At 65.9% G+C, this 20,455-nt stretch carries 20 protein-coding genes and 2 pseudogenes; 10 read left to right on the top strand and 12 right to left on the bottom strand.

Features of this window, described 5'->3' with window-relative positions:
• Positions 1 to 162: pseudogene (locus G3N99_RS41905) on the bottom strand (MFS transporter); the annotation flags it as partial.
• 392 nt (positions 163 to 554) lie between these two features.
• Here G3N99_RS41905 and G3N99_RS15370 point away from each other — a divergent pair.
• Complete coding sequence (locus G3N99_RS15370; protein WP_346778488.1) at positions 555 to 1,895, top strand: DUF1254 domain-containing protein; 1,341 nt, start codon at positions 555 to 557, stop codon at positions 1,893 to 1,895.
• Between the two features lie 100 nt (positions 1,896 to 1,995).
• Here G3N99_RS15370 and dmpG read toward each other — a convergent pair whose 3' ends face one another.
• From dmpG to G3N99_RS15340, 6 genes are all read right to left on the bottom strand, one after another.
• On the bottom strand, positions 1,996 to 3,027 hold the full coding sequence (gene dmpG / locus G3N99_RS15365; RefSeq protein ID WP_059240447.1) for a 4-hydroxy-2-oxovalerate aldolase: 1,032 nt from the start codon (positions 3,025 to 3,027) through the stop codon (positions 1,996 to 1,998).
• A 16-nt stretch (positions 3,028 to 3,043) separates the two neighbouring features.
• Positions 3,044 to 3,943, bottom strand: coding sequence for an acetaldehyde dehydrogenase (acetylating) (locus G3N99_RS15360; protein ID WP_174940845.1), 900 nt, complete (start codon positions 3,941 to 3,943; stop codon positions 3,044 to 3,046).
• 13 nt (positions 3,944 to 3,956) lie between these two features.
• Positions 3,957 to 4,739, bottom strand: coding sequence for a 2-oxopent-4-enoate hydratase (dmpE, locus tag G3N99_RS15355; protein ID WP_122947141.1), 783 nt, complete (start codon positions 4,737 to 4,739; stop codon positions 3,957 to 3,959).
• Between the two features lie 118 nt (positions 4,740 to 4,857).
• The gene (locus G3N99_RS15350) at positions 4,858 to 6,240 is read right to left on the bottom strand and encodes a DUF1329 domain-containing protein (RefSeq protein WP_174940847.1); all 1,383 of its coding nucleotides are present in this window, start codon (positions 6,238 to 6,240) and stop codon (positions 4,858 to 4,860) included.
• A 40-nt stretch (positions 6,241 to 6,280) separates the two neighbouring features.
• Positions 6,281 to 7,846: a DUF1302 family protein gene (locus G3N99_RS15345; RefSeq protein ID WP_206122811.1), complete on the bottom strand. Its 1,566-nt coding sequence runs from the start codon at positions 7,844 to 7,846 to the stop codon at positions 6,281 to 6,283.
• Positions 7,847 to 8,000: 154 nt separating this feature from the next.
• Positions 8,001 to 8,780: an SDR family oxidoreductase gene (locus G3N99_RS15340; RefSeq protein WP_206122810.1), complete on the bottom strand. Its 780-nt coding sequence runs from the start codon at positions 8,778 to 8,780 to the stop codon at positions 8,001 to 8,003.
• A gap of 137 nt (positions 8,781 to 8,917) precedes the next feature.
• Here G3N99_RS15340 and G3N99_RS15335 point away from each other — a divergent pair, with 137 nt between their 5' ends.
• From G3N99_RS15335 to G3N99_RS15310, 6 genes are all read left to right on the top strand, one after another.
• Positions 8,918 to 9,754, top strand: coding sequence for an alpha/beta hydrolase (locus G3N99_RS15335; protein ID WP_206122809.1), 837 nt, complete (start codon positions 8,918 to 8,920; stop codon positions 9,752 to 9,754).
• 66 nt (positions 9,755 to 9,820) lie between these two features.
• Positions 9,821 to 10,609 carry an SDR family NAD(P)-dependent oxidoreductase gene (locus tag G3N99_RS15330; RefSeq protein WP_174940855.1) on the top strand — a complete coding sequence of 263 codons (789 nt, stop codon included), beginning with the start codon at positions 9,821 to 9,823 and terminating at the stop codon, positions 10,607 to 10,609.
• A 38-nt stretch (positions 10,610 to 10,647) separates the two neighbouring features.
• Positions 10,648 to 11,397 (top strand): electron transfer flavoprotein subunit beta/FixA family protein, encoded by a 750-nt coding sequence (locus G3N99_RS15325; RefSeq protein ID WP_206122808.1) that lies wholly within the window; start codon positions 10,648 to 10,650, stop codon positions 11,395 to 11,397.
• 16 nt (positions 11,398 to 11,413) lie between these two features.
• On the top strand, positions 11,414 to 12,358 hold the full coding sequence (locus G3N99_RS15320; protein WP_206122807.1) for an FAD-binding protein: 945 nt from the start codon (positions 11,414 to 11,416) through the stop codon (positions 12,356 to 12,358).
• A 3-nt stretch (positions 12,359 to 12,361) separates the two neighbouring features.
• Complete coding sequence (locus G3N99_RS15315; RefSeq protein ID WP_174940861.1) at positions 12,362 to 12,889, top strand: transferase hexapeptide repeat family protein; 528 nt, start codon at positions 12,362 to 12,364, stop codon at positions 12,887 to 12,889.
• A gap of 98 nt (positions 12,890 to 12,987) precedes the next feature.
• Positions 12,988 to 13,236 (top strand): hypothetical protein, encoded by a 249-nt coding sequence (locus G3N99_RS15310; RefSeq protein ID WP_174940863.1) that lies wholly within the window; start codon positions 12,988 to 12,990, stop codon positions 13,234 to 13,236.
• A 106-nt stretch (positions 13,237 to 13,342) separates the two neighbouring features.
• On the opposite strand, the gene G3N99_RS15305 is transcribed toward G3N99_RS15310, so the two are convergent.
• The 3 genes from G3N99_RS15305 to G3N99_RS15295 all read right to left on the bottom strand — a co-directional run bounded on the left by G3N99_RS15305 (position 13,343) and on the right by G3N99_RS15295 (position 17,241).
• Complete coding sequence (locus G3N99_RS15305) at positions 13,343 to 14,425, bottom strand: porin (protein WP_206122806.1); 1,083 nt, start codon at positions 14,423 to 14,425, stop codon at positions 13,343 to 13,345.
• A 154-nt stretch (positions 14,426 to 14,579) separates the two neighbouring features.
• Positions 14,580 to 15,290, bottom strand: coding sequence for a DUF6198 family protein (locus G3N99_RS15300; RefSeq protein ID WP_174940867.1), 711 nt, complete (start codon positions 15,288 to 15,290; stop codon positions 14,580 to 14,582).
• A gap of 181 nt (positions 15,291 to 15,471) precedes the next feature.
• Positions 15,472 to 17,241, bottom strand: a complete 1,770-nt coding sequence (locus tag G3N99_RS15295) for an adenine deaminase C-terminal domain-containing protein (protein WP_241011654.1) — start codon at positions 17,239 to 17,241, stop codon at positions 15,472 to 15,474.
• A 214-nt stretch (positions 17,242 to 17,455) separates the two neighbouring features.
• Between G3N99_RS15295 and G3N99_RS15290 the strand changes: the two genes are divergently transcribed.
• Both G3N99_RS15290 and G3N99_RS15285 read left to right on the top strand, forming a co-directional pair.
• Positions 17,456 to 18,358: a LysR family transcriptional regulator gene (locus G3N99_RS15290; RefSeq protein WP_174940871.1), complete on the top strand. Its 903-nt coding sequence runs from the start codon at positions 17,456 to 17,458 to the stop codon at positions 18,356 to 18,358.
• Between the two features lie 105 nt (positions 18,359 to 18,463).
• Positions 18,464 to 18,763 carry a hypothetical protein gene (locus G3N99_RS15285; RefSeq protein ID WP_174940873.1) on the top strand — a complete coding sequence of 100 codons (300 nt, stop codon included), beginning with the start codon at positions 18,464 to 18,466 and terminating at the stop codon, positions 18,761 to 18,763.
• A 22-nt stretch (positions 18,764 to 18,785) separates the two neighbouring features.
• Here the strand turns inward: G3N99_RS15285 and G3N99_RS42550 are convergent, their stop codons facing one another.
• Together G3N99_RS42550 and G3N99_RS15275 are read right to left on the bottom strand one after the other, a co-directional pair.
• Complete coding sequence (locus G3N99_RS42550) at positions 18,786 to 19,004, bottom strand: hypothetical protein (protein ID WP_206122804.1); 219 nt, start codon at positions 19,002 to 19,004, stop codon at positions 18,786 to 18,788.
• Positions 19,005 to 19,191: 187 nt separating this feature from the next.
• Complete coding sequence (locus G3N99_RS15275) at positions 19,192 to 19,698, bottom strand: hypothetical protein (RefSeq protein ID WP_206122803.1); 507 nt, start codon at positions 19,696 to 19,698, stop codon at positions 19,192 to 19,194.
• A 477-nt stretch (positions 19,699 to 20,175) separates the two neighbouring features.
• Between G3N99_RS15275 and G3N99_RS15270 the strand changes: the two are divergent.
• Positions 20,176 to 20,455: pseudogene (locus G3N99_RS15270) on the top strand (collagen-like triple helix repeat-containing protein); the annotation flags it as partial.

The raw sequence follows: 20,455 nt of genomic DNA, 5'->3' as shown, positions 1-20,455 counted from the left end.
CAGCAGCAGCACCGCGTAAGTGAGGTTGTAACTGTCGACGACCCATTGCAATGCGCCGACGCCCGCGTGGAAATAGTCGCCGATCGCACGCGTCGCGAGATTGACGACGGCCGTGTCGACCTGCGCGACGAGCACGGCGAGGCACAGGGTCAGCAGCGTCATGCCGCGCCGTTCGGCGGTGGCGCAGGCGGCCGGGGCGAGATGACCCGAATTCGGCACGATAGGTCGCTCCTTGAACGTCGTTCGATTCATGCTGCGCCGTGGCTGCTGACAGCGTCGTGTCAGCAGGCGCTGCATCCGGTGTCTCGGGGCATGACGATGCGCATGGTTCATGCCGGGCAGTCGTTCATCCGATCGGACGATTCGGCGTCGATACGTGGGCGATAGGGTCTGTCTCGGCGCGTATGCGCCACCCCCGCGCCCGTCACCATCGACAGAGGACCCGCATGACACTGTCCGCCCGCAAGCCGCCTGGTTCGGCCCCGTTCTCCCGTTACGCGCCTTTCCCCCGTCGTCCACGGGTCAGGCGCATCGTTTGTGCCACCGCGCTCGCCGTGTCGGCCGTGCTGTCCGCGCCGGCCGCCCGCGCGGACGAGCCGGCAACCGGCACGCTGATCCGCGAAGCCTACGACTACGCGTTTCCGCTTTTCAAGCTGTCGCAGTACCGCTGGACGGCGCTGGAAACGACCGGCGCGCGCACCAGCACGACGTTGAACCGGTTCGCACACGCGCGTGAGATCGCCACGCCCGACGATCGCTGGGCCAATTCGCCGATCGTCGACGCGCTGTATTCGACCGCCTGGATCGATCTCGCACACGGCCCGGTCATGATCGATACGCCCGACACGGCCGGGCGCTACACGGTCCTGACGTTGATCGATTTCTACTCGAACACGTTTTTCTATGCCGGGCACCGCACGACGGGCACGGCGCCGCAGCATTACCTGCTGGTCGGGCCCGGCTGGAAGGGGGCCGTTCCGGATGAGGTGCGGCTGGTTCGCGCGCCGGCCAACGACGTCTACGTCAATCTGCGTGTCGCGGTTGACGGGCCGGCCGATCTCGCGGCCGCCCATGCTGTGCAGGACGGGTTCCGCATCACGCCCGAAAGTGCCGCCGCGGACGTGAACGCGCATGCCCCGTCACGCATCCGGCCGCGCGGCGACGATGCGCAGAACTTCGTCGCGATCGCGAACCAGATGCTGGCGCTCGATCCGCCGCCCGCGCATGATCGCGCGCTGATCGAACGGTATCGCCGCATCGGCATCTGCGGTGCCGAATGTTCGTGGGATCGACTGCCGGACGATATCCGCGCGGCGTGGACGGCGGCCTATCCGGCGCTCGAGCAGCAGTTCGTGAAGACCTACCTTGCCGCGGCAGGATCGCACGGCTGGATCAACTACAACCCGCCGGGGTCGAAGCTCGGCACGACCGAGCAGCGCGACTACCCGTTGCGTGCGCTCGCCCTGGCGATGGGAATGGGGATTCTCGGCGTGAGCCGCGACGAAGCCAATTACTGGATCACGTTCCGCGACGCGCACGCGCAGCCGTTGCTCGGCAGCCGCCGCTATCGGTTGCGCCTGCCGCCGGGCGGGATTCCGTCGAACGCGTTCTGGTCGGTGTCGCTGTATGCGGTCGATCCGGACGGCCAGTTCCTGAACGCCAATCCGATCGGCCGCTACCAGATCGGCAGCCGCACGCGCGGCCTGGCCGTCAATCCGGACGGCAGTATCGACATCGTGCTGCAGGCGGCGCGCCCCGATGGCGCGTCGGCCGCGAACTGGCTGCCGACGCCGGCCGACGGTCGGCCGTTCACGCTGTTCGCGCGCGCCTACGAGCCGACCGGCAGCGTGCTGCAAGGGACGTTCGCGATGCCGTCGGCGGAGCCGGTGCAATAACCGGCGCGTTCAGAAAAGAAAACGGGGCGCATCGCGCCCCGTTTCACATGATCGACGCGGTACCGGGTGATGCAACCCGATACCGCGTCGAGTCCGTCGATTACGCCGCCACCTCCCGCGCCCGCACCATCGTCAGTGCCGCATCCTCGATCATGTCTTCCTGCCCGCCGACGAGCCGTTGCCGGCCCAGTTCGACGAGGATGTCGCGCGCGGGAATCCCGTACTTCGCTTCCGCGCGCTTCGCGAACAGCAGGAACGACGAGTAGACGCCCGCATAGCCGAGCGTCAGTGCATCGCGGTCGAGGCGGATCGGCGCGTCCATGATCGGCACGACGAGATCCTCGGCGACGTCCGAGATCGCGAACACGTCGACGCCGGTTTCAATCCCCATCCGGTCGCACACCGCGACGAACACTTCCATCGGCGTATTGCCCGCACCGGCGCCCAGGCCGGCCGCGGCCGCGTCGATCCGGTTCGCGCCGGCGGCAACCGCCGCGACCGAGTTCGCGACGCCCATCGCGAGGTTGTGGTGGCCGTGGAAGCCGAGTTCCGTCTCCGGCTTCAGCGCGTCGCGCACCTGGCTGATGCGCGCGGTCACGTCGTCGGGCAGCATGTGGCCGGCCGAATCGGTGATGTAGATGCAGTTCGCGCCGTACGATTCCATCAGCTTCGCCTGCACGACGAGCTGCTCCGGCGACGACATGTGCGCCATCATCAGGAAGCCGACCGTATCGAGCCCGAGCGTGCGCGCGAGGCCGATGTGCTGCTCCGACACGTCGGCCTCGGTGCAGTGCGTCGCGACGCGGATCGTGCCGACGCCGAGTTCGTGCGCCATGCGCAGGTGCTCGACGGTGCCGATGCCGGGCAGCAGCAGCGCCGACACCTTCGCCTGCTTCAACTCCGGAATCACGGCGCTCAGGTACGCCTCGTCGGTATGCGCGGGGAAACCGTAGTTGACCGATGCGCCGCCGAGCCCGTCGCCGTGCGTGACCTCGATCAGCGGCACGCCGGCCGCGTCGAGCCCGCGCGCGATGTTGCGCATCTGGTCGAGCGTGATCTGGTGGCGCTTCGGGTGCATCCCGTCGCGCAGCGACATGTCGTGGACGGTGATCTTCTTGCCTGCAAGTGACATTGCGTGGCTCCTCAACTCAAGCGGTGGCGGCCGTGGCGGCCAGCATCTGTTCGGCGAAACGCTCGGCCGTGGCGGCCGCGGCGGCGGTCATGATGTCGAGGTTGCCCGCGTACTTCGGCAGGTAGTCGCCGAGCCCTTCGACTTCCATGAACACCGACACGCGATTGCCGTCGAACACCGGGCCGTTCTTCAGCGTGTAGCCGGGCACGTAGCGTTGCACTTCCTTGACCATCGCATGCACGGACGCGGTAATTGCATCGACGTCGGGCGGCCCGTCGGTCAGGCAGTGGATCGTGTCGCGCATGATCAGCGGCGGCTCGGCCGGGTTGATCACGATGATCGCCTTGCCCTTGCGGGCGCCGCCGACCTGTTCGATCGCGCCGGACGTCGTGCGCGTGAATTCGTCGATGTTCTTGCGCGTGCCGGGGCCGACCGAGCGCGACGACACGGTCGCGACGATCTCGCCGTACGCAACCGGCTGCACGCGCGATACCGCATACACCATCGGGATCGTCGCCTGGCCGCCGCAGGTCACCATGTTCACGTTCGTCTGCGCGCTGTCGAGGTGCGCGTCGAGGTTCACCGGCGGCACGCAGTACGGCCCGATCGCGGCGGGCGTCAGGTCGATCATCTTCACGCCGAGCGCGGTGAGCTTGTCGGAGTTGTCGCGGTGAACATAGGCTGAGGTCGCGTCGAACGCGATGCGGATATCGTCGGCGACGACGTGCGGCAGCAGCCCGTCGACGCCCTTGTCGGTCGTCTTCAGGCCGAACTCGCGCGCCCGCGCGAGGCCGTCGGACGCCGGATCGACGCCGACCATCCACACGGGTTCGAGCACCGTCGAGCGGCGCAGCTTGTAGAGCAGGTCGGTGCCGATGTTGCCGGGCCCGATCAATGCGCATTTGATTTTCTTCATCAGGATGGTTCCTTTAGATAAAGCGGACGTCGCAACTGCCGATGCCGGAGATGTGCATCGACAGTGCGTCGCCGGCCGTGACCGGAATCAGTTTCGCGAGCGAGCCGGACAGCACGATCTCGCCGGCGAGCAGCGGCACGTCGTACGCGGCGAGCGTGTTCGCGAGCCACGCGACCGCGTCGGCGGGGTGGCCGAGCGCCGCGTCGCCGCGCCCTTGCGCGACTTGCTCGCCGTTCTTGTCGATCGTCATCTCGCACGCGGCGAGGTCGAGCGTGCGCGGATCGACGCGCGCGTCGCCGAGCACGTACACGCCGCACGACGCGTTGTCGGCGACGGTGTCCTCGATGCGGATTGCCCAGTCGCGGATGCGCGAGTCGACGATCTCGAAGCAGGGCGCGACGGCGGCCGTCGCGGCGATCACGTCGGTGCGGTCGATGCCGGGGCCGCGCAGGTCGCGCGCGAGGATGAACGCGATCTCGCCTTCGGCGCGCGGCGCGATCAGCGAATCGGCGGCGATCGCTTCGCCGGCCGCGTAGTGCATGCCGGACAGCAGGATGCCGAAATCGGGCTGGCGCACGTTCAGCATGTCCTGCACGGCCTGGCTCGTCACGCCGATCTTCTTGCCGACCACAGCCTCACCGTGTTCGACGCGGCGTTCGATGAAGCGCTGCTGGATGCGGTAGGCGTCGTCGAGCGACAGGCGGCGCGGGCGGCTCGACAGCGGCGCGACCGGCGCACGCGCGTGCCACGCGGCGTACAGCTCGTCGCCGAGCGTCGTATGCAGGCGGGAAGACATGAAAGGGCCCTCGAATCTCGAATGAATCGAATGGAAAAGGCCGCCGTCGCGGGCGGCGTCGGGCGCCGGAGCGGGGCTCCGGCGCGTGGGTCGCGGGCGTGCCGCGTCAACCGGTTGCTTAGTTACCCGAACTGCGGATCGCGTCCGGCGAGAAGTACGCCTCGTTGAACTGCGGGCTGTTGTCGAGCTTCGGCATCGGGCCTTCGTTCGTCAGGCGGTCGGCCATGTACGCGCCGGAGATCAGGTCGTGATAGAACACGACGCCCGGGTAGAACACCTTCGCGTCATACGCGTACAGCGTCGTCGCGACGTTGGTGCGCCACAGCTGGCCGCGCGCGTCGTAGTTGTCGGCGAGCAGCGTCATCCACGAATCCTCGTCGATGTACAGCACGCGCTTCGCATACTGGTGGCGGTAGTTGCTCTTCAGCGTCGCCTGCAGCACCCACACGCGATGCAGCTCGTAGCGGATGTACGACGGGTTCTCGTGGCCCTTGGTCAGCAGGTCCGCGTACTTTACCGAGCTGTCCATCGCCTTGTAGTTGTCGTACGGCACGTAGATCTCGCGCTTGCCGACGATCTTCCAGTCGTAGCGGTCGCCGGGGCCGTTGTACAGGCGGTCGTCGTCGACGGTGCGGAAGCCGCCCGGGCCTTGCGGCTGGTCATAGCCGTACTCGGGCGCCTGGCGCACGCGCCGCGTGCCGGGGTTGTACATCCACGTGCGCGACGAGTTGTCCGCGCCGGCCTTGTCCCAGTTCGTGAAACCGACGATCAGCGAGCCGCGGTCGGACAGCGGCAGCTCCGTCGCGTTGCGGTAGTACGTGCGGTTGTTCAGGTCGCTTTTCACGTCGAACTTGCCGGAGTTGCGCGGCGAGTAAATGTCGTAGCGCACCTTGCCCCATGCGATGTTGCCGTCCGAGTACACGACCGCCTGGTCGTAGGTCGCCTGCTCGGCGCCGATCGCCGACGAGAAGCGCTGGTTCCACAGCAGCTCGGCGGCGGTTTTCGGGATCGGGTAGGGCACCGTCGGCGGCGCGTTCGTGAGGCCGTTCGCGTCGGACGTCATCGTCGAATCAGGCGAATACGCGCGGATGTCCTTGTACACGGAATCCGCGTAGCGGAAGTCGCGATGGCTCGGGTAGACGTTGATCTTGAACGAAGCCGGGTAGCGCTTGAACATCGCCTTCTGGCCGTCGGTCAGGTGCTCGGCGTACTGCGCCATGTTTTCCGCGGTGATCGTCGCGACCGGCTTGTCGCTCGCGAACGGATCGGGGTAGCGGCTGCCGCGCTTGTACTGCACGTCCGGCGGCGTGCCGAGCCACTTGCCCGACCACTCGGGCACGCCGCTGTCCTTGCTCGCGGCGCGCACCGCGCCCATCGGCGTCAGCGGGCCGTCGAGCGCCTTCAGGTCGTCCGGCGTGACCTTCGGGAACGACGCCGTCGCGACGACCGCGCACGCGGCCATCACCGACGCGCGCAGGAGGGGGAGATGAATGCGTTTCATATCGGTCCTCATAGTGCTAAATGACGAGCGGCCGGGCCGCTCAGAAGTGGTAGGTCGCCGTGGCCAGCACGTAGTCGCGATCCGCGAGCGGGCGCGTGACCGGGTTCGGCGATCCGAGGAACTTCGCGTAGACGAGCGACAGTTGCAGGTTGCTCAGGCGCGTGAAGGTCACGCCGGCGGTCACGCGGTGGTCGCCCTGGCCCGTCAGCGAGCCGAGCGCGCCGGCGAGCGGCGACGTGCCCGTCAGGTCGTGCGTGTAGGTCAGCGGCACGTCGAGATCCCAGCCGTTGAACACGTTCTTGTAGCTGAGCGTCCACGCGATCTCCATCGCGAGCGCGTTGCGCGAATTCGCGAGCGTGGTCGAGCCGTCGAGCTCCGAGATGCTGCCCGCATGCACGTACGTGAGTTCGCCGATCAGCGACTGCGAATTCGCGAGGAAGCTCGGCCCGATCGAGTAGATGCCCGACAGGTTCGTCTGCAGCACGTTCGCGCGGGTCGACTGCGGGCCCGTCGGCGTGTTGACGAGCACCGCCGCGCCCTGGCGGTACGACACTTCACCCGCGACGTTCACGGGGCCGACCTGCGTCGAGAAGCTCGCGCCGGTCAGCTTGATGTTGCTGAAGTAGGTCTGCTGGTACTGGAGCGTCGGGAAGTAGGTCGTGACGACGCTCGGGTTCATGTCGTTGTAGTGCAGGTGATACAGGCCGAGCTCGGTGTCGCCGAGGACGCGGAAGCGCGCGCCGATCCCCCACTGGTTGCGGGCGCTCGGCTTGTCGTCCGGGCCGCGCGGAATGATCATCCCGCCCGGGCCGATGATGTACTGCGCACCGGGGCCCGTGACGTCGGAATAGCTCCAGTACGTGCCGGGCGCGGTCAGGCGGTTCTGCTGGTACGAGAACTGGTAGTAGCCGAGCAGGCTGAAGTTCGGCGTGATCTGCCACTGCGTCGAGATCTGCGGCACCGGCAGCAGGATGTCCTTCACCTCGGCGCCGGCCATGTACGACTTGGTCGCGTCGGACGGCCCCTGTGCGCCCGCGATGTTCGGGAAGAACAGGCTTTCACCCCACGCGACGACCTGGTCGCCGACCTTCACGTTCAGGCTCGTCGAGCCGATGTGGAACGTGTTGTACGCATACGCGGCGAGCAGCGTCGTGTGGCCGCCCGACCAGTAGCGCGCATCGCTCGTGAAGTTGTTGTACTGGCCCGACTGGTTCACGGTGCCCGGCGCGTCGTTGTAGTTCGGACGGTGATACGCCTGGTCGTAGAACGTATCGGCGCGCACGAACACGCCCCAGTCGTCGTGCTTCAGGTTCACTTCGCCGAGCAGGCTGACCTGGTTCTCGATCACCTTGTTCTTCGCGAAGTTGCGGTCGCCGTCGTCGCCGTTGATGTTCGCCGGCGTGAGGAGATTGCCGCTCGGTGCGCGGGTGCGCATGCCGAGGCCGTAGCTGAGCGTGAACGTGTAGTCCAGCGTCGTGTCGGCGCCCAGCTCGATCGTGCTGCCGGCGTGTGCGCTGGGCACGGCGCACGTCAGCAGCGCGGCGGCCAGCGTCGACAGCGTGGCGGTTGCCCGCTTGTCGGTACGGCGCGAAATCCGTTGATGCATGGTGTCTCCTCTTGGGGGTATCGACGACGGTCGACTGTGTGTTGTCGTGAGAGGCAGAGTAGGGAGATCGCGGTAGCAGGGAATCGTCAAAATGAACTAGATGACTTCCCTAGGACTGGCAACGATTCGTGCCGCACCGATTGCCCTGCGTGCATCAGCGTGCGGTTGCCTGCGCGGCCGTGAGGAACGCGGGCCGCTCGCCGCCGCCGTCGAGCCGCAGGTTCGCTCCCGACGTGTACGACGCTTCCGGCGAGGCGAGGAACAGGCACGCGGCGGCGACGTCGTCGGGGGTCGCGAGCCGTCCGGCGGGAATCGTCGCGCGGATCGCGTCGAGCGCAGCGTCGTCGCCGTAGTGGCCTTCGGTGGCCGATTCCGTCTGCACGAGGCTCGGGCTGATCGCGCACACGCGTACGCGCGGCGCCCACTCGACCGCGAGCGACGTGACCGCGTTGACGAGGCCCGCTTTCGCGGCGCCGTACGCGGCCGTGCCGGGTGAGGGGCGCGATGCGCTGACGCTCGCGATGAACAGCATCACGCCGCCGTCGGGCTGCGGCTGCATGATCGCGTTCACGCGCTGCGCGAGCTGCAGCGGCGCGATCAGGTTCAGCCGGACGATCGACTCGGTGAAGCGCGGCGACGCATCGGCCGCGAGCGCGAACGGCGAGCCGCCCGCGTTGTTGACGAGCACGTCGAGCCCGCCCGCCGCAGCGCGGATCGTCGCGAGCATCGCGTCGACCTGTTCGATGTCGCGCAGGTCGGCCGCGACGAACGTCGCCGTGCGGCCGCCGCTTGACGGCGGCGTGTCGGGCGCGCTGCGTCCGCAGACGAATACGCGCGCCCCCGCCGCGAGAAACCGTTCGGCGATGCGCCGCCCGATGCCCTTGGTGCCGCCCGTCACGAGCACCGTCTTGCCGCTGTAGTCGAATCCGTTCATCGTTGCCTCCGTTTCGGTGGGCCGATGATAGGAAGAAGCGCGCGCGGCTTCGTAGTCTGAAAGGATGATGCCGGCCGGCGCCGGCGGCGCAATCATCGTGGCAGACATCCATCGAACGACGAAGGAGACAACCCGCGATGACGATCCCCACGACGCCGCCGGCCGGCATCTTCACCGACGTGCCGGGCGGCCTGCGCCTGCACCACTACGAGGCGGGCGAAGGCCGGCCCGTGGTGTTCATCCACGGCAGCGGCCCGGGCGCCAGCGGTTTCAGCAACTTCAAGCACAACGTGCCCGCGTTCGCGGCGGCCGGCTATCGCGCGATCGTCGTCGACCTGCCCGGTTACGGGCAGTCGTCGAAGCCGTCCGACGTCGCCTATACGCTCGATTTCTTCGTCGGCGCGCTGCATGCGCAGCTGGACGCGCTCGGCATCGGGCCGGCCGTGCTGCTCGGCAACTCGCTCGGCGGCGCGATCGCGCTCAAGTACGCACTCGATTTCCCGGACGAGGTCGACGGGCTGATCATGATGGCGCCGGGCGGCGTCGAGGATCGCGACACCTATTTCCGGATGGAAGGCATCCAGCGGATGGTGAAGCTGTTCACCAATCGCCAGATGAATGACGACACGATGCGCGAGCTGCTGACGCTGCTCGTGCACGACCCGGCGATCGTCACCGACGCGCTCGTCGCGGAGCGGATGAAGGTGTGCGTCGAGCAGCCGACCGAAGTGCTGTCGACGATGAGCGTGCCGAACCTGACCGACGCGCTCGGCGACCTGCGTACGCCGGTGCTCGGTTTCTGGGGCACGGACGACCGCTTCAATCCGGTCGGCGGCGCGCTGAAATTCCTCGAACGCTGCCGCGATGCGCGCTTCGTGCTGATGAACCGGTGCGGCCACTGGGTGATGGTGGAACACGCCGACTATTTCAATCGGGAATGCCTCGATTTCCTTGCGACGCGGAATACGCGATAACGCCGGATGCCCTTGACGGCCGGCCTCGATGCGGGCGGCCCGTCTGAACCCCTACATGGAGACAACATGAAGCTCATCGAAGACCTGTTCGACCTGCGCGGCAAGGTGGCCGCGATCACCGGCGGCGCGCGCGGCATCGGCGCGGAGACCGCGCGCACGCTGGCTGCCGCCGGCGCGAGCGTCGCGATTCTCGACGTGCTGTCGCAACCGGCGGAAGCGCTGGTCGAGGAAATCCGCGCGCAGGGCGGCCAGGCCGCGTTCTGGTCGCTCGACGTCACGCAGGAGGCCGACGTGGCGCGCGTGTTCGGCGAGATCGTCGCGCGCTTCGGGCGCCTCGACGTGCTCGTGAACAACGCGGGCATCGAAGGCCACAACGTGCCGACGCACGAGCTCACGCTCGCGCAGTGGCAGCGCGTGCAGGACGTGAACGTCAACGGCGTGTTCCTGTGCACGCGTGCGGCGATTCCGCATATCGACGCGGCCGGCGGCGGCTCGATCGTGAACCTGTCGTCGATGTACGGGATCGTCGGCGGGCCGGACGTGCCCGCGTATCACGCGTCGAAGGCCGCGGTACGGATGATGGCGAAGGTCGACGCGATGCTGTACGCGGCGAAGAACATCCGCGCGAACTCGGTGCATCCCGGCTATATCCGCACGCCGATGCTCGAGGACGCATTCCGCCAGATGGGGCAAGACCCCGACCGTGCGTTCGAGTACATGCAGACCAACGTGCCGATGGCGAAGATCGGCAGCCCGCGCGACATCGCGGCCGGCATCCTGTATCTCGTGTCGCCGGCAGGCCGTTACGTCACAGGCGCGGAGCTCGTGATCGACGGCGGGTTTACCGCGCGCTGACGCGGCGCGGTGCACGCAACGGAACAGGAGACAGGCAGTTGAAAGCGCTCGTGGCAGTAAAACGCGTGGTCGACGCGAACGTGAAGGTCGGCGTGAAATCCGACCGGACGGGCGTCGACATCGCGAACGTGAAGATGTCGATGAACCCGTTCGACGAGATCGCGGTGGAAGAAGCCGTGCGGTTGAAGGAGGCCGGCGTCGTGACCGAAGTGATCGCCGTGTCGGTCGGCGTCGTGCAGGCGCAGGAGACGCTGCGCACGGCCCTCGCGATCGGCGCGGATCGCGCGATCCTCGTCGAATCGAACGACGGCGTCGAGCCGCTCGGCGTCGCGAAGGTGCTGAAGGCGCTGGTCGACAAGGAGCAGCCGCAACTGGTGATCCTCGGCAAGCAGGCAATCGACGACGATTCGAACCAGACCGGCCAGATGCTGGCTGCGCTCGCGGGTTTGCCACAGGCGACGTTTGCATCGAAGGTGGTGGTGACCGACGGCCGTGCGACGGTCGCGCGTGAAGTCGACGGCGGTGCGGAAACGCTGTCGCTTCAACTGCCCGCGGTCGTCACCACCGACCTGCGCCTGAACGAGCCGCGCTACGTGACGCTGCCGAACATCATGAAGGCGAAGAAGAAGCCGCTCGACGTCGTGAAGCCCGCCGACCTCGGCGTGGATGTGACGCCGCGCCTGAAGGTGCTCAGGGTGAACGAGCCGCCGAAGCGCGCGGCCGGCGTGAAGGTGCCGGACGTGCAGACGCTGGTCGCGAAACTGAAGACCGAAGCCAAGGTGCTGTAACAGGGAACGCAAGGAAATGACGATTCTGGTGATTGCGGAACACGGCAACGCGTCGATCAAGGCCGTGACGCTGAATGCCGTCGCGGCCGCACAGGCGCTCAATGCCGCTGGCGGCGGCGACATTCATGTGCTCGTCGCAGGACACGGCGCGCAGGCGGCGGCCGAGGCAGCGGCGAAGATCGCCGGTGTGTCGAAGGTGCTGCTGGCCGATGCGCCGCAGCTGGCCGACGGTCTGGCCGAGAACGTCGAAGCGACGGTGATGGGCGTCGCGAACGGCTACTCGCACATCGTCGTGCCGGCCACGGCCTACGGCAAGAACATCGCGCCGCGCATTGCCGCGAAGCTGGATGTCGCACAGATCTCCGAGATCACGGCGGTGGTGTCGGCCGATACGTTCGAGCGCCCGATTTACGCGGGCAACGCGATCGCGACGGTGCAGTCGGGCGATCCGGTCAAGGTGATCACGGTGCGTGCGACGGGGTTCGACGCGGTGGCAGCAGAAGGCGGCAATGCAGTTGTCGACAAAATCGACGCGGCGGCCGATACGGGCAAAGCGCAGTTCGTGAGCCGCGAAGTGACGAAGCTGGACCGTCCGGAACTCACCAGCGCGAACATCATCGTGTCGGGCGGCCGTGGCCTGGGCAGCGGCGAGAACTACACGAAGGTACTGGAGCCGCTCGCCGACAAGCTTCAAGCCGCACTGGGCGCCTCGCGCGCGGCGGTCGATGCCGGCTTCGTGCCGAACGACTACCAGGTCGGCCAGACCGGCAAGATCGTCGCGCCGCAGCTGTACTTCGCGATCGGCATCTCGGGTGCGATCCAGCACCTCGCCGGCATGAAGGATTCGAAGGTGATCGTTGCGATCAACAAGGATCCGGAGGCGCCGATCTTCAGCGTGGCCGACTATGGTGTGGTCGGCGACCTGTTCACGCTCGTGCCGGAAGCGGCCGCGGCGCTCTGACCGATGCCGCTGTTCGAATTCAACGGGATGCGGCCGCGCATCGATCCGTCCGCATACGTCGACCCGACCGCGGTCGTGATCGGCGACGTGACGATCGGCGCGCGCTGCTACATCGGCCCGCATGCGAGCCTGCGCGGCGACTTCGGCGCGATCGTCGTCGAAGACGGCAGCAACGTGCAGGACGGCTGCGTGCTGCACGTCGGGATCGGCGAGACGTGCCGGCTCGGCGTCAACAGCCACATCGGCCACGGCGCGATCGTGCATGGCGCGACGCTCGAGCCCGACACGATGATCGGGATGAACGCGGTCGTGATGGACGGCGCGACGATCGGCGCGACGACGATCGTCGCCGCATGCGCGTTCGTGAAGGCCGGCTACGACGTGCCGCGTGGCGTGCTGCTCGCGGGCATGCCGGGGCGCGTCGTGCGACGGCTGAGCGACGCGGAGATCGACGCGAAGGCGAACGGCACGCGGATCTACCAGCAGCTGGCGGCGGACTGCCTGAGGACGATCCGGCGGATCGACGCGTGAACCGCGGGCATCCGGGCGCCCCAGGATGTGACGGATTGCCGGGCAGGTTGCCGTTGCCGTAAGATCGGCACAGGCTTTCCCACCGGCATCCGCGTCACATGAAAAAGAACGTCCGTTTGCGGCTCACAGTCATTGCGTCGGCTTTTGCCGTCTACAGCGTTTATATGCACATCCAGCAGTTCATCAGTGGCTGCGTATGGGTCAGGGGCCATCAGCGCTGCAGCTTCGAAAACAGCACGAATTTCGAAGGCTGGATGGATCTCGACCTGATGATCGCCTGCTGCTGGGTCGCCGCGGCGGTGGTGGGCTGGATTTCCGTCATGCAGGCCGCGAAGAAGCCGGGTTGACGGCTGGCGCTTCGTTCACGCGAAACCGATCGCTGTCAATCCGTGACAACGATCATCGATGAGGCGCCACCGTACGCGGCGCCGCCAGGCCGTGGAACCGTTGCCGTCAGAACCGCGTCCGGATCCCCGCGCCGTAGGTGCAGCCGGTCGACAGGTTCGACACGTGATCGTACAGATACCCCGCATAGACATCGGTGCGCTTCGACAGCGGATAGTCGTAGCTGATCGATGCGGTGCTGCGCGCCTGGTCGAGCGCGCTGTTGTCGCGCGAATACGCATACGACGCGAGGATCCGGCCGATGCCGACGGGAATCGTCACGCCGCCTTGCAGCATGTTCACGTGAAAATTGCTACCCGCGAGCGTGTTGGCGACATACGTGTACTCACCGAACAGCTTCACGATGCGCAGGTCGTACGACGCGCCGAGCTGCGCGGTCGTCTGGCTCCTGAAGCCCTTCAGCAGCTTGCCGAGATCGCCCGGCGCGGCGCTGAAGTTCAGGTACTGGTAGACGGCCCCGAGCGCGAGCGCGCCGCGCGCGAACTGCGCCTGCGCCGCGAATTTCTTCGCGCCGTTCTCGCCCGGCTCGTTGCCGGGCGCGTACATGGCCGCGCCGCTCAATCCGCCGAGATCCGGCGTCGAATACTGGATCGCGTTGCTCCATGACGTGCCGCCCGGTATCCCCTGGTCGGTCGGGAAGCCCGGATAGGTGCCGAGGCTGGCGTAAAGCTGCACGATCGTCGGCGAAAACGTGAACGACGCGTAGAACGGATTGAATTTCGCCGATTGCAGGTAGAGCAGGCTGCTCTGCCGCCCGAGCGCGAGCGCGCCGTATGGCGATGCGATACCGACGTACGCGTTGCGGGAAAAGGTCGGGTCGCCGTCGAACGAGCCGAACCGGCCGTTCTGCGGGCGGAAGAAGCCTTCGATCGCGAACACGGCCTTGTAGCCGCCGCCGAGATCCTCCTGGCCGCCGAAACCCCAGAACGACGTCGACAGCCCGCCGCCGCCCAGTTGCGCGGCGCCCGGGTTGCCGGGCACGCGCTGGTAACCGGCCCACGCGTCGACGATGCCGTACAGCTGCACCGTCGATTGCGCGTGGGCGTGAGCGCCGATCGTCAGCGCGGCGACGGGGGCGGCAATGCGGAAGATCCGGTTCAGCGTGGCGAGGCAAATGCGGTTCATCGGCATGATGGGTTCTCTTCGCTCTTTCGTGTTTTCTGATGGCGCGCGCAGGCGGACGCCGCGAACGAGGCGTCGCCATGCCGTGCAAGGGGAGGCGCGGACGCCGCGCGTGAACCGGTGCCGGCGGTTGCGCCGCGACACCGGTTGCCGCAGGCGGGCGCTAGTTGGGGCGGTGCTCCAGCGATCGCCGCTGCAGCGATGCGGTCACGCCCTTGGCCTTCCTGAACAGGAAGAAATAGAGCTTGATGTACTGGCCGACGAGGATCGCGTTCATGAACGTGCCTTCGCGGATGAACTCGGGTTTGCCGAGAAACGTCAGGCCGATCGCCGCGCTGACGAGCAGCAGCGTGCAGTCGAAGCTCGTCTTGATGTCGCCCCAGCGCCAGCCGGTGCGCTCGAAGATCGCGTTGACGAACATGTCGATCGGCATCAGCACCAGGTTCGCGCGGATCATCAGGAACAGGCCGAACGCGAGCAGCGCATCCGCGAACGCGAGCAGGCCCAGTTTCGGCAGGTAGTCCTGGAAGCCGATCGAGCGCGTCAGCATCAGGTTCAGGTCGAGGCAGCTGGCCAGCACGAACGCGGGGAGCAGCGACGCGAGGTGCTTCGCGCGGAAATCCTTGCGCAGCACCAGAAAGGTCAGGAACAGCATGAACAGCTCGAGCATGAAGTTGTACGTGCCCTGGCTCAGCGGCCGGTAGACGAGCGTCATCGTCCGGGTCAGGCTGCTTTGCGGCGAGATGCCGATGCCGGCACGGATCGCGAAGCTGATGCCGAGCGTGAGGATATAGATGCCGACGACATAGGTGATCCAGCGCCGGGTGAGGCTGCCGGTATCGATGACTTCCGCTTCCCTTGCATGGTGCGCCATGGTGGTCCCTTGGTTGTCTTCGTGTTGCCGCGCGTGTCGGGGCGCCGGGTGGGCGGCGGCGCGATGCGCTGTCGTGGGGAATGCACGAAGGTATCCGGGCGAAAATGCCGGTGCCATCCGCGATTCCCATAGCCGGCGGGGCTCGCAGGCGCCCGCCGGTCGTCTCCTCCGGTGGCCGGCGTCAGGCCATGAAGCCGAAACGGTCGAGCGAGATGAACAGCGTCAGCAGCTTGTTCACCACCGGTTCGCCCTCGTTGCGGTTGCCGAGCGCTGCCAGCGCGCTGTCGATAGAACGGGTCGCGCCGAGCAGGTCCGACAGGCTCATGTTCGCCATCACGCCGTAGATGTCGAGCGGCAGCACGGCCTTCACGGCACGGTCGTCGGTGACGACGCAGCCGCCCACATACGAATCGACCTGCCGCAGGCAATGGCACATCTCGGCGCTGTCGTTGCCGACCGCGACGAAGTACGCCTTCGGCGCCGGCCAGAACGTCGCCACCGCACCGCGCTCGATCGACACGCCCTTGAACAGCCCGTTGACCACGTGACGCTTGCCGTTCGCATAGCGCTGCACGACCGAGATGCGGTTGAGCGCGACGCCGGCCACTTCCGGCACGACCTTGCCGTCGCGTAGCGGCACCCACACTTCCTGGAAGAACTTTTCGTGGCCGCGGCCGTACACGTCGAACAGGTAGACCTTCGCCTGCGTACCGTCCTCGGAGACTTCCAGCGGCACGAGATCCAGTTGCTCGGGCGTCAGGTCGCCGAGGCCGGGCACAGGCTGCTTCACCATGTGCGCGTAGTCGACGTCGGCCTGCTTCAGCAGCTTGCGGTCGCGGGCGACCAGTTCGCCGTCCTTGAATACGTAGCGCGGGTTGATCTTCGACAGGCTGTCGGTCAGCACGATGTCGGCGAAGCGGCCCGGGGTCAGCGACCCGAAGCGGTTGTCCATCCGGAACGCGCGCGCCGTGTAGAGCGTCGCCATCTTGATCGCCTGGATCGGATCGATGCCCATCTCCGCGCACAGCGACACGATCCAGTCCATGTGGCCCTTGGTCATCAGGCGGTCCACCGAGATGTTGTCGGCGCACAGCTGGAAGTTCTCGGACGGCCATTTCCGCTTGACGATCGCGCGCAGCATGATCTTGATCACCTCGGGGCTGCCGACGCCGAACTTGATCTGCGTCTGCAGCCCGTAGCGCACGCTTTTCTCGATGTCGTCCTCCTTCCACACGTCGTGGTTCGCGAATGCGCCGATCGCGGGCATGTAGTTCAGCATCATGTCCGACAGCGCCGTCACGCCCCAGTGCGTGTTCATGAAGCCGCCTTTCGCGCGGCCGAGCGCCGATTTGCGGAAGTCGTCGTCGTTGCCGACGCTGTAGGTCAGGTGCGCGAGTTCGCCGAGGCCGATCACCGGGTCCATCTTCAGCAGCGCGTCGGTCACGTCGACCGACGTCTTCTTGCCGGGCGCGAACGCGAACACGCGATACGGCAGGCGGTCGTGATCGCGGAACAGCTGCTCGGTGGCCGGCACGGCCTCGGCGCCGGCCGCGCTGACGAAATCGAGGCATTCGGAGAAGATCGTCGTCGTGCCGCACGGCACGATCGCCTCGGCGAACGCCGCCGGATGCGCGAGTTGCGCATCGAAGTGAATATGCGCGTCGATCAGGCCGGGAATCGCGTAGAGCCCTTCGCCGTCGAACACCTCGCGCACCCGGATCGCGGTTTCGTCCGGGTTCAGCGCCACGATGCGCTTGTCGTACACGAGGATCGAGCCCTGGTAGACCGTCTCGCTGTGCACGTCGAGGATGTTCAGGTTCTTCAGCAGGAGATCGGCTTCCTTCTTCCCGTTGAGAATGTCGAAAATCGCGCGCACCTGGTCGTAGTGCGTCGCAACCTGGTCGCGTTGTCCGGATGCGCCGGCCGTTCTCTCGCTGACTGCTTGGTACATGACTTGTCTCGCTTTCATCGGTTGGTGTGAACCTGCTTTTGCGCCGCAGCAAACGCGGGCGCCGCAACATGCGCGTACCGGCCGGGGTGTGTCGCCGGCCTGCGAACGCGACAGGACCCATGAAAACCGAAGTCACCGTTTCTAAAAAGCAGCGTTTTTTGCACGGAGCGTGCGCTTTTCGAGTACGCTGGGCCGACTCAGGAGATCCGTGCCCATGCTCCACTCACGATTGCTGCGCTACATCGACGAAGTCGCCCGGTGTGGCTCGATCCGTGCGGCCGGCGAGAAACTTCACGTTGCGCCGTCCGCGATCAACAAGCATGTGCTGCTGCTCGAGGAGGAGATCGGCGAGCCGTTGTTCGAGCGCCTGCCGCGCGGGCTGCGTCTGACGCCGGCCGGCGAGATCCTGCTGGCGCACGTGCGCAGGACGATGTCGGAATACCGGCAGGTCGAGGCCGAGATCCGCAACCTCAACACGCTGCAGAAGGGCGAGGTGATCATCGCGACGGTCACCGGTCTTGCCAGCGGCATTGCCTCCACCGCGGCCGTGAATTTCTGCGCGCAGCATCCTCACATCAAGATTTCGATTCGCGTGATGTCCGTGCGCGAGATCGCCGATGCGCTCGCCAGCGGCGAAGCCGATCTGGGCCTCGGCTTCAACCTGCCGCCGTCGCCGCAGCTCGAAAGCCTGTGGGAAATGGATACGAGCCTCGGCGCGGTGATCTCGCCGAAGCACGCGCTCGCGCGGATGGAGTCGATCCCGCTCGCGTACTGCGCGTCGTATCCGCTGATCTTTGCGGATCGCTCGATGCTGATGCACGGCATCGTCGCCGATACGTTCGAGGAGGCGGGGATCGACGTCGAGCCCGTGTTCCGCACCAATTCGATCGAGACGATGAAGCGTCTTGCCGCCGCAAGCGAAAGCATCGCGTTCCTCAGCAAATTCGATATCGCCGAGGAGTACCGTCAGGAGATCCTGACTTACCGGCCGATCCGCGATCGCGCGTTCAGCCGCAACGTGCTGGCGCTCATGCGCCGCGAAAAGCACGGCCGGGGGCTCGCGAGCCTGCTGCTGGCCGAGGAGATCATGGCGATCCTGGGCGAGATGAGCAGCTGACGGGGTGCGCGCAACGAGGCGTCGGTCGCGGTCGACGTTGTGCTTTTTCCTGCCGTGCCGGGATAATGATCCGGCGACGCGCACGTCGCGCGAGGGGAGGCTCCCATGCAATTTCCGACGGGATCGGTGGTCGCGCTCAGTTCGGCTGCCGCGACGATGTTTTCGATGGGCATGCTGTTTCTCGGCTACTGGGGCTGGCACGAGCCACTGCCGTGGCGGTTCGGCGACTACGTCGTGATCCTGCCGGCGCTGGCCGGGTTCGCGTGCCTCGTCAGCGTGCCGTTTCTTGCCACATCGCCGATGAAGGCGCCCGATGACGAAGCGCGGATGTTCGTCGCGCGGCGCGTGTTTTTGTGCGGCGCATGTGCGTTGTGGTGTGCGATCGTCGCGTCGCTGGTGGTGTGAGGCTCGTCGGGCGACGCGTGAATTACGCAGGGGTGGTGCCGAGATCCACGAAGACCTTGTTGGCCCCTGCCTTGTACGCTTCCGTGGGCTCGTGTCGAATAATCTGAGCGAGCGCAATTTCAACCGGGACTGGATTGAGCGCCAGCTGGCTCATAGCGAGCGTGACGGCGTCCGGGTGGCTTACAACCATGCCGAGTACCTGCCGGAACACCGGAAGATCATGCAGTGGTGGGGTGATCATCTCGAAAAGACCCCCATTTCGCTTATTGGATGGTCCCCGAGAGCGACCTGTCAGGATGAGAGTCAGTTGGATTTGTTTATATCTCTTGCCGCACGAGTGAGCGGGCATGCATCGGTGTGCTCGGCTAGCAGGTTTCGAATGCGCGGTGATTGAGCTCAAGCAATCCTTTGCGTGCGCGCAACGTTCATTAGCGATACCGGGAGTCGCTCAGCCTACGACCGTGGAGACAGGCTCTGAGACATTCTTCCAGACGAAGCGGCAGCGCAGCGAGACACTCTTCGCCGATGCTGCCGAGCTTGCCGGTTTTAATCCGGTTCGCATGATATTCCGGAAGGTCACCGTGATAGTCCCAGAGTACGACTCCGTTCTCTGCATCGAGCTCAATCCATACTCGGCAATCTTTGTCGCGATCCAGTGGGGCTCGGACGTTTTTGCTATGTAGTCGGAATATGACTTCCGCTCCAACCGCGAATGGCCCTTCCTTTTGCTCCGAATAGACTGCAGCAAACCCAAATTCCTGGATTTGCTCAATGAAGCAATCAAACTCCGGCTTCAGTTTTTTTGTCAGCTCATCGAATGTGACGCGATTACCCATAGTTTTTTTGACCCGCTCTCGATCCTCATCGCGCCGCTTCTCGAAGTCGGCCTCTTCCTGAGCGACCTTAGCCTGCAACAACTCGCTATACCTTTTCATGTGTTCCTCGTGCCCCGTAGTTTTGTGATGTTCGGTTGATCGCGACCGTACGTCATGCGCGCGGAGATTGATCCGTCGCTCATTGAGCGGAGGCATTAAAGCACATTCCCTACGGAACACGAGTCTTCGTAGCCCGGCTGTTGATTTCCTCGCGTGCGCACGTACGTGTGTGTAAAGGCTCAGCCGTGCAGAGAATGCGGAGAGGGGACACGCGCTTGAATGGCGGTGACTGGGGCCGGGCCGCGCCTTTCGTCATGCGACGCTACGTAACGCAGGGCCCGCGTTACGTGCGCGTTACCCGGGACGCGCGGCTTGATCACGGTCGTGAGGTCGAGACCGGATGTCGTGCGTCGCGGCGCGGATGGCCCTTGGGAGGCGGCTTTCCGGGATGGGTGCGAAGTCGTCGTTGATTCCGATCGCAATGGCACGATAGATGCTTATCGGGATGATCGAGCTGAAAAGCGAACGGGGGCTTCCATGCAAAATCATTTCATCAAGGCGAACGTTGCGCTCGCTGCCATTGCCGCGGCTTGCGCGCTGGCTGCGTGTGGCGGCAGCGATATGACGGCGCCGACGCCGGGCGGTAACAACATCGGAACGAGTACCAGTGGTACGAGTGGAACTAGCGGCACGAGTGGAACTAGCGGCACGAGTGGAACTAGCGGCACGAGTGGAACTAGCGGCACGAGTGGAACTAGCGGCACGAGTGGAACTAGCGGCACGAGTGGAACTAGCGGCACGAGTGGAACTAGCGGCA

Origin of the sequence: Burkholderia sp. Ac-20392 (assembly GCF_017104585.1) — a bacterium.
In the GTDB taxonomy this organism is placed as follows: Bacteria; Pseudomonadota; Gammaproteobacteria; order Burkholderiales; family Burkholderiaceae; genus Burkholderia; species Burkholderia lata.
This window is presented reverse-complemented; position numbering and strand designations above follow the sequence as displayed.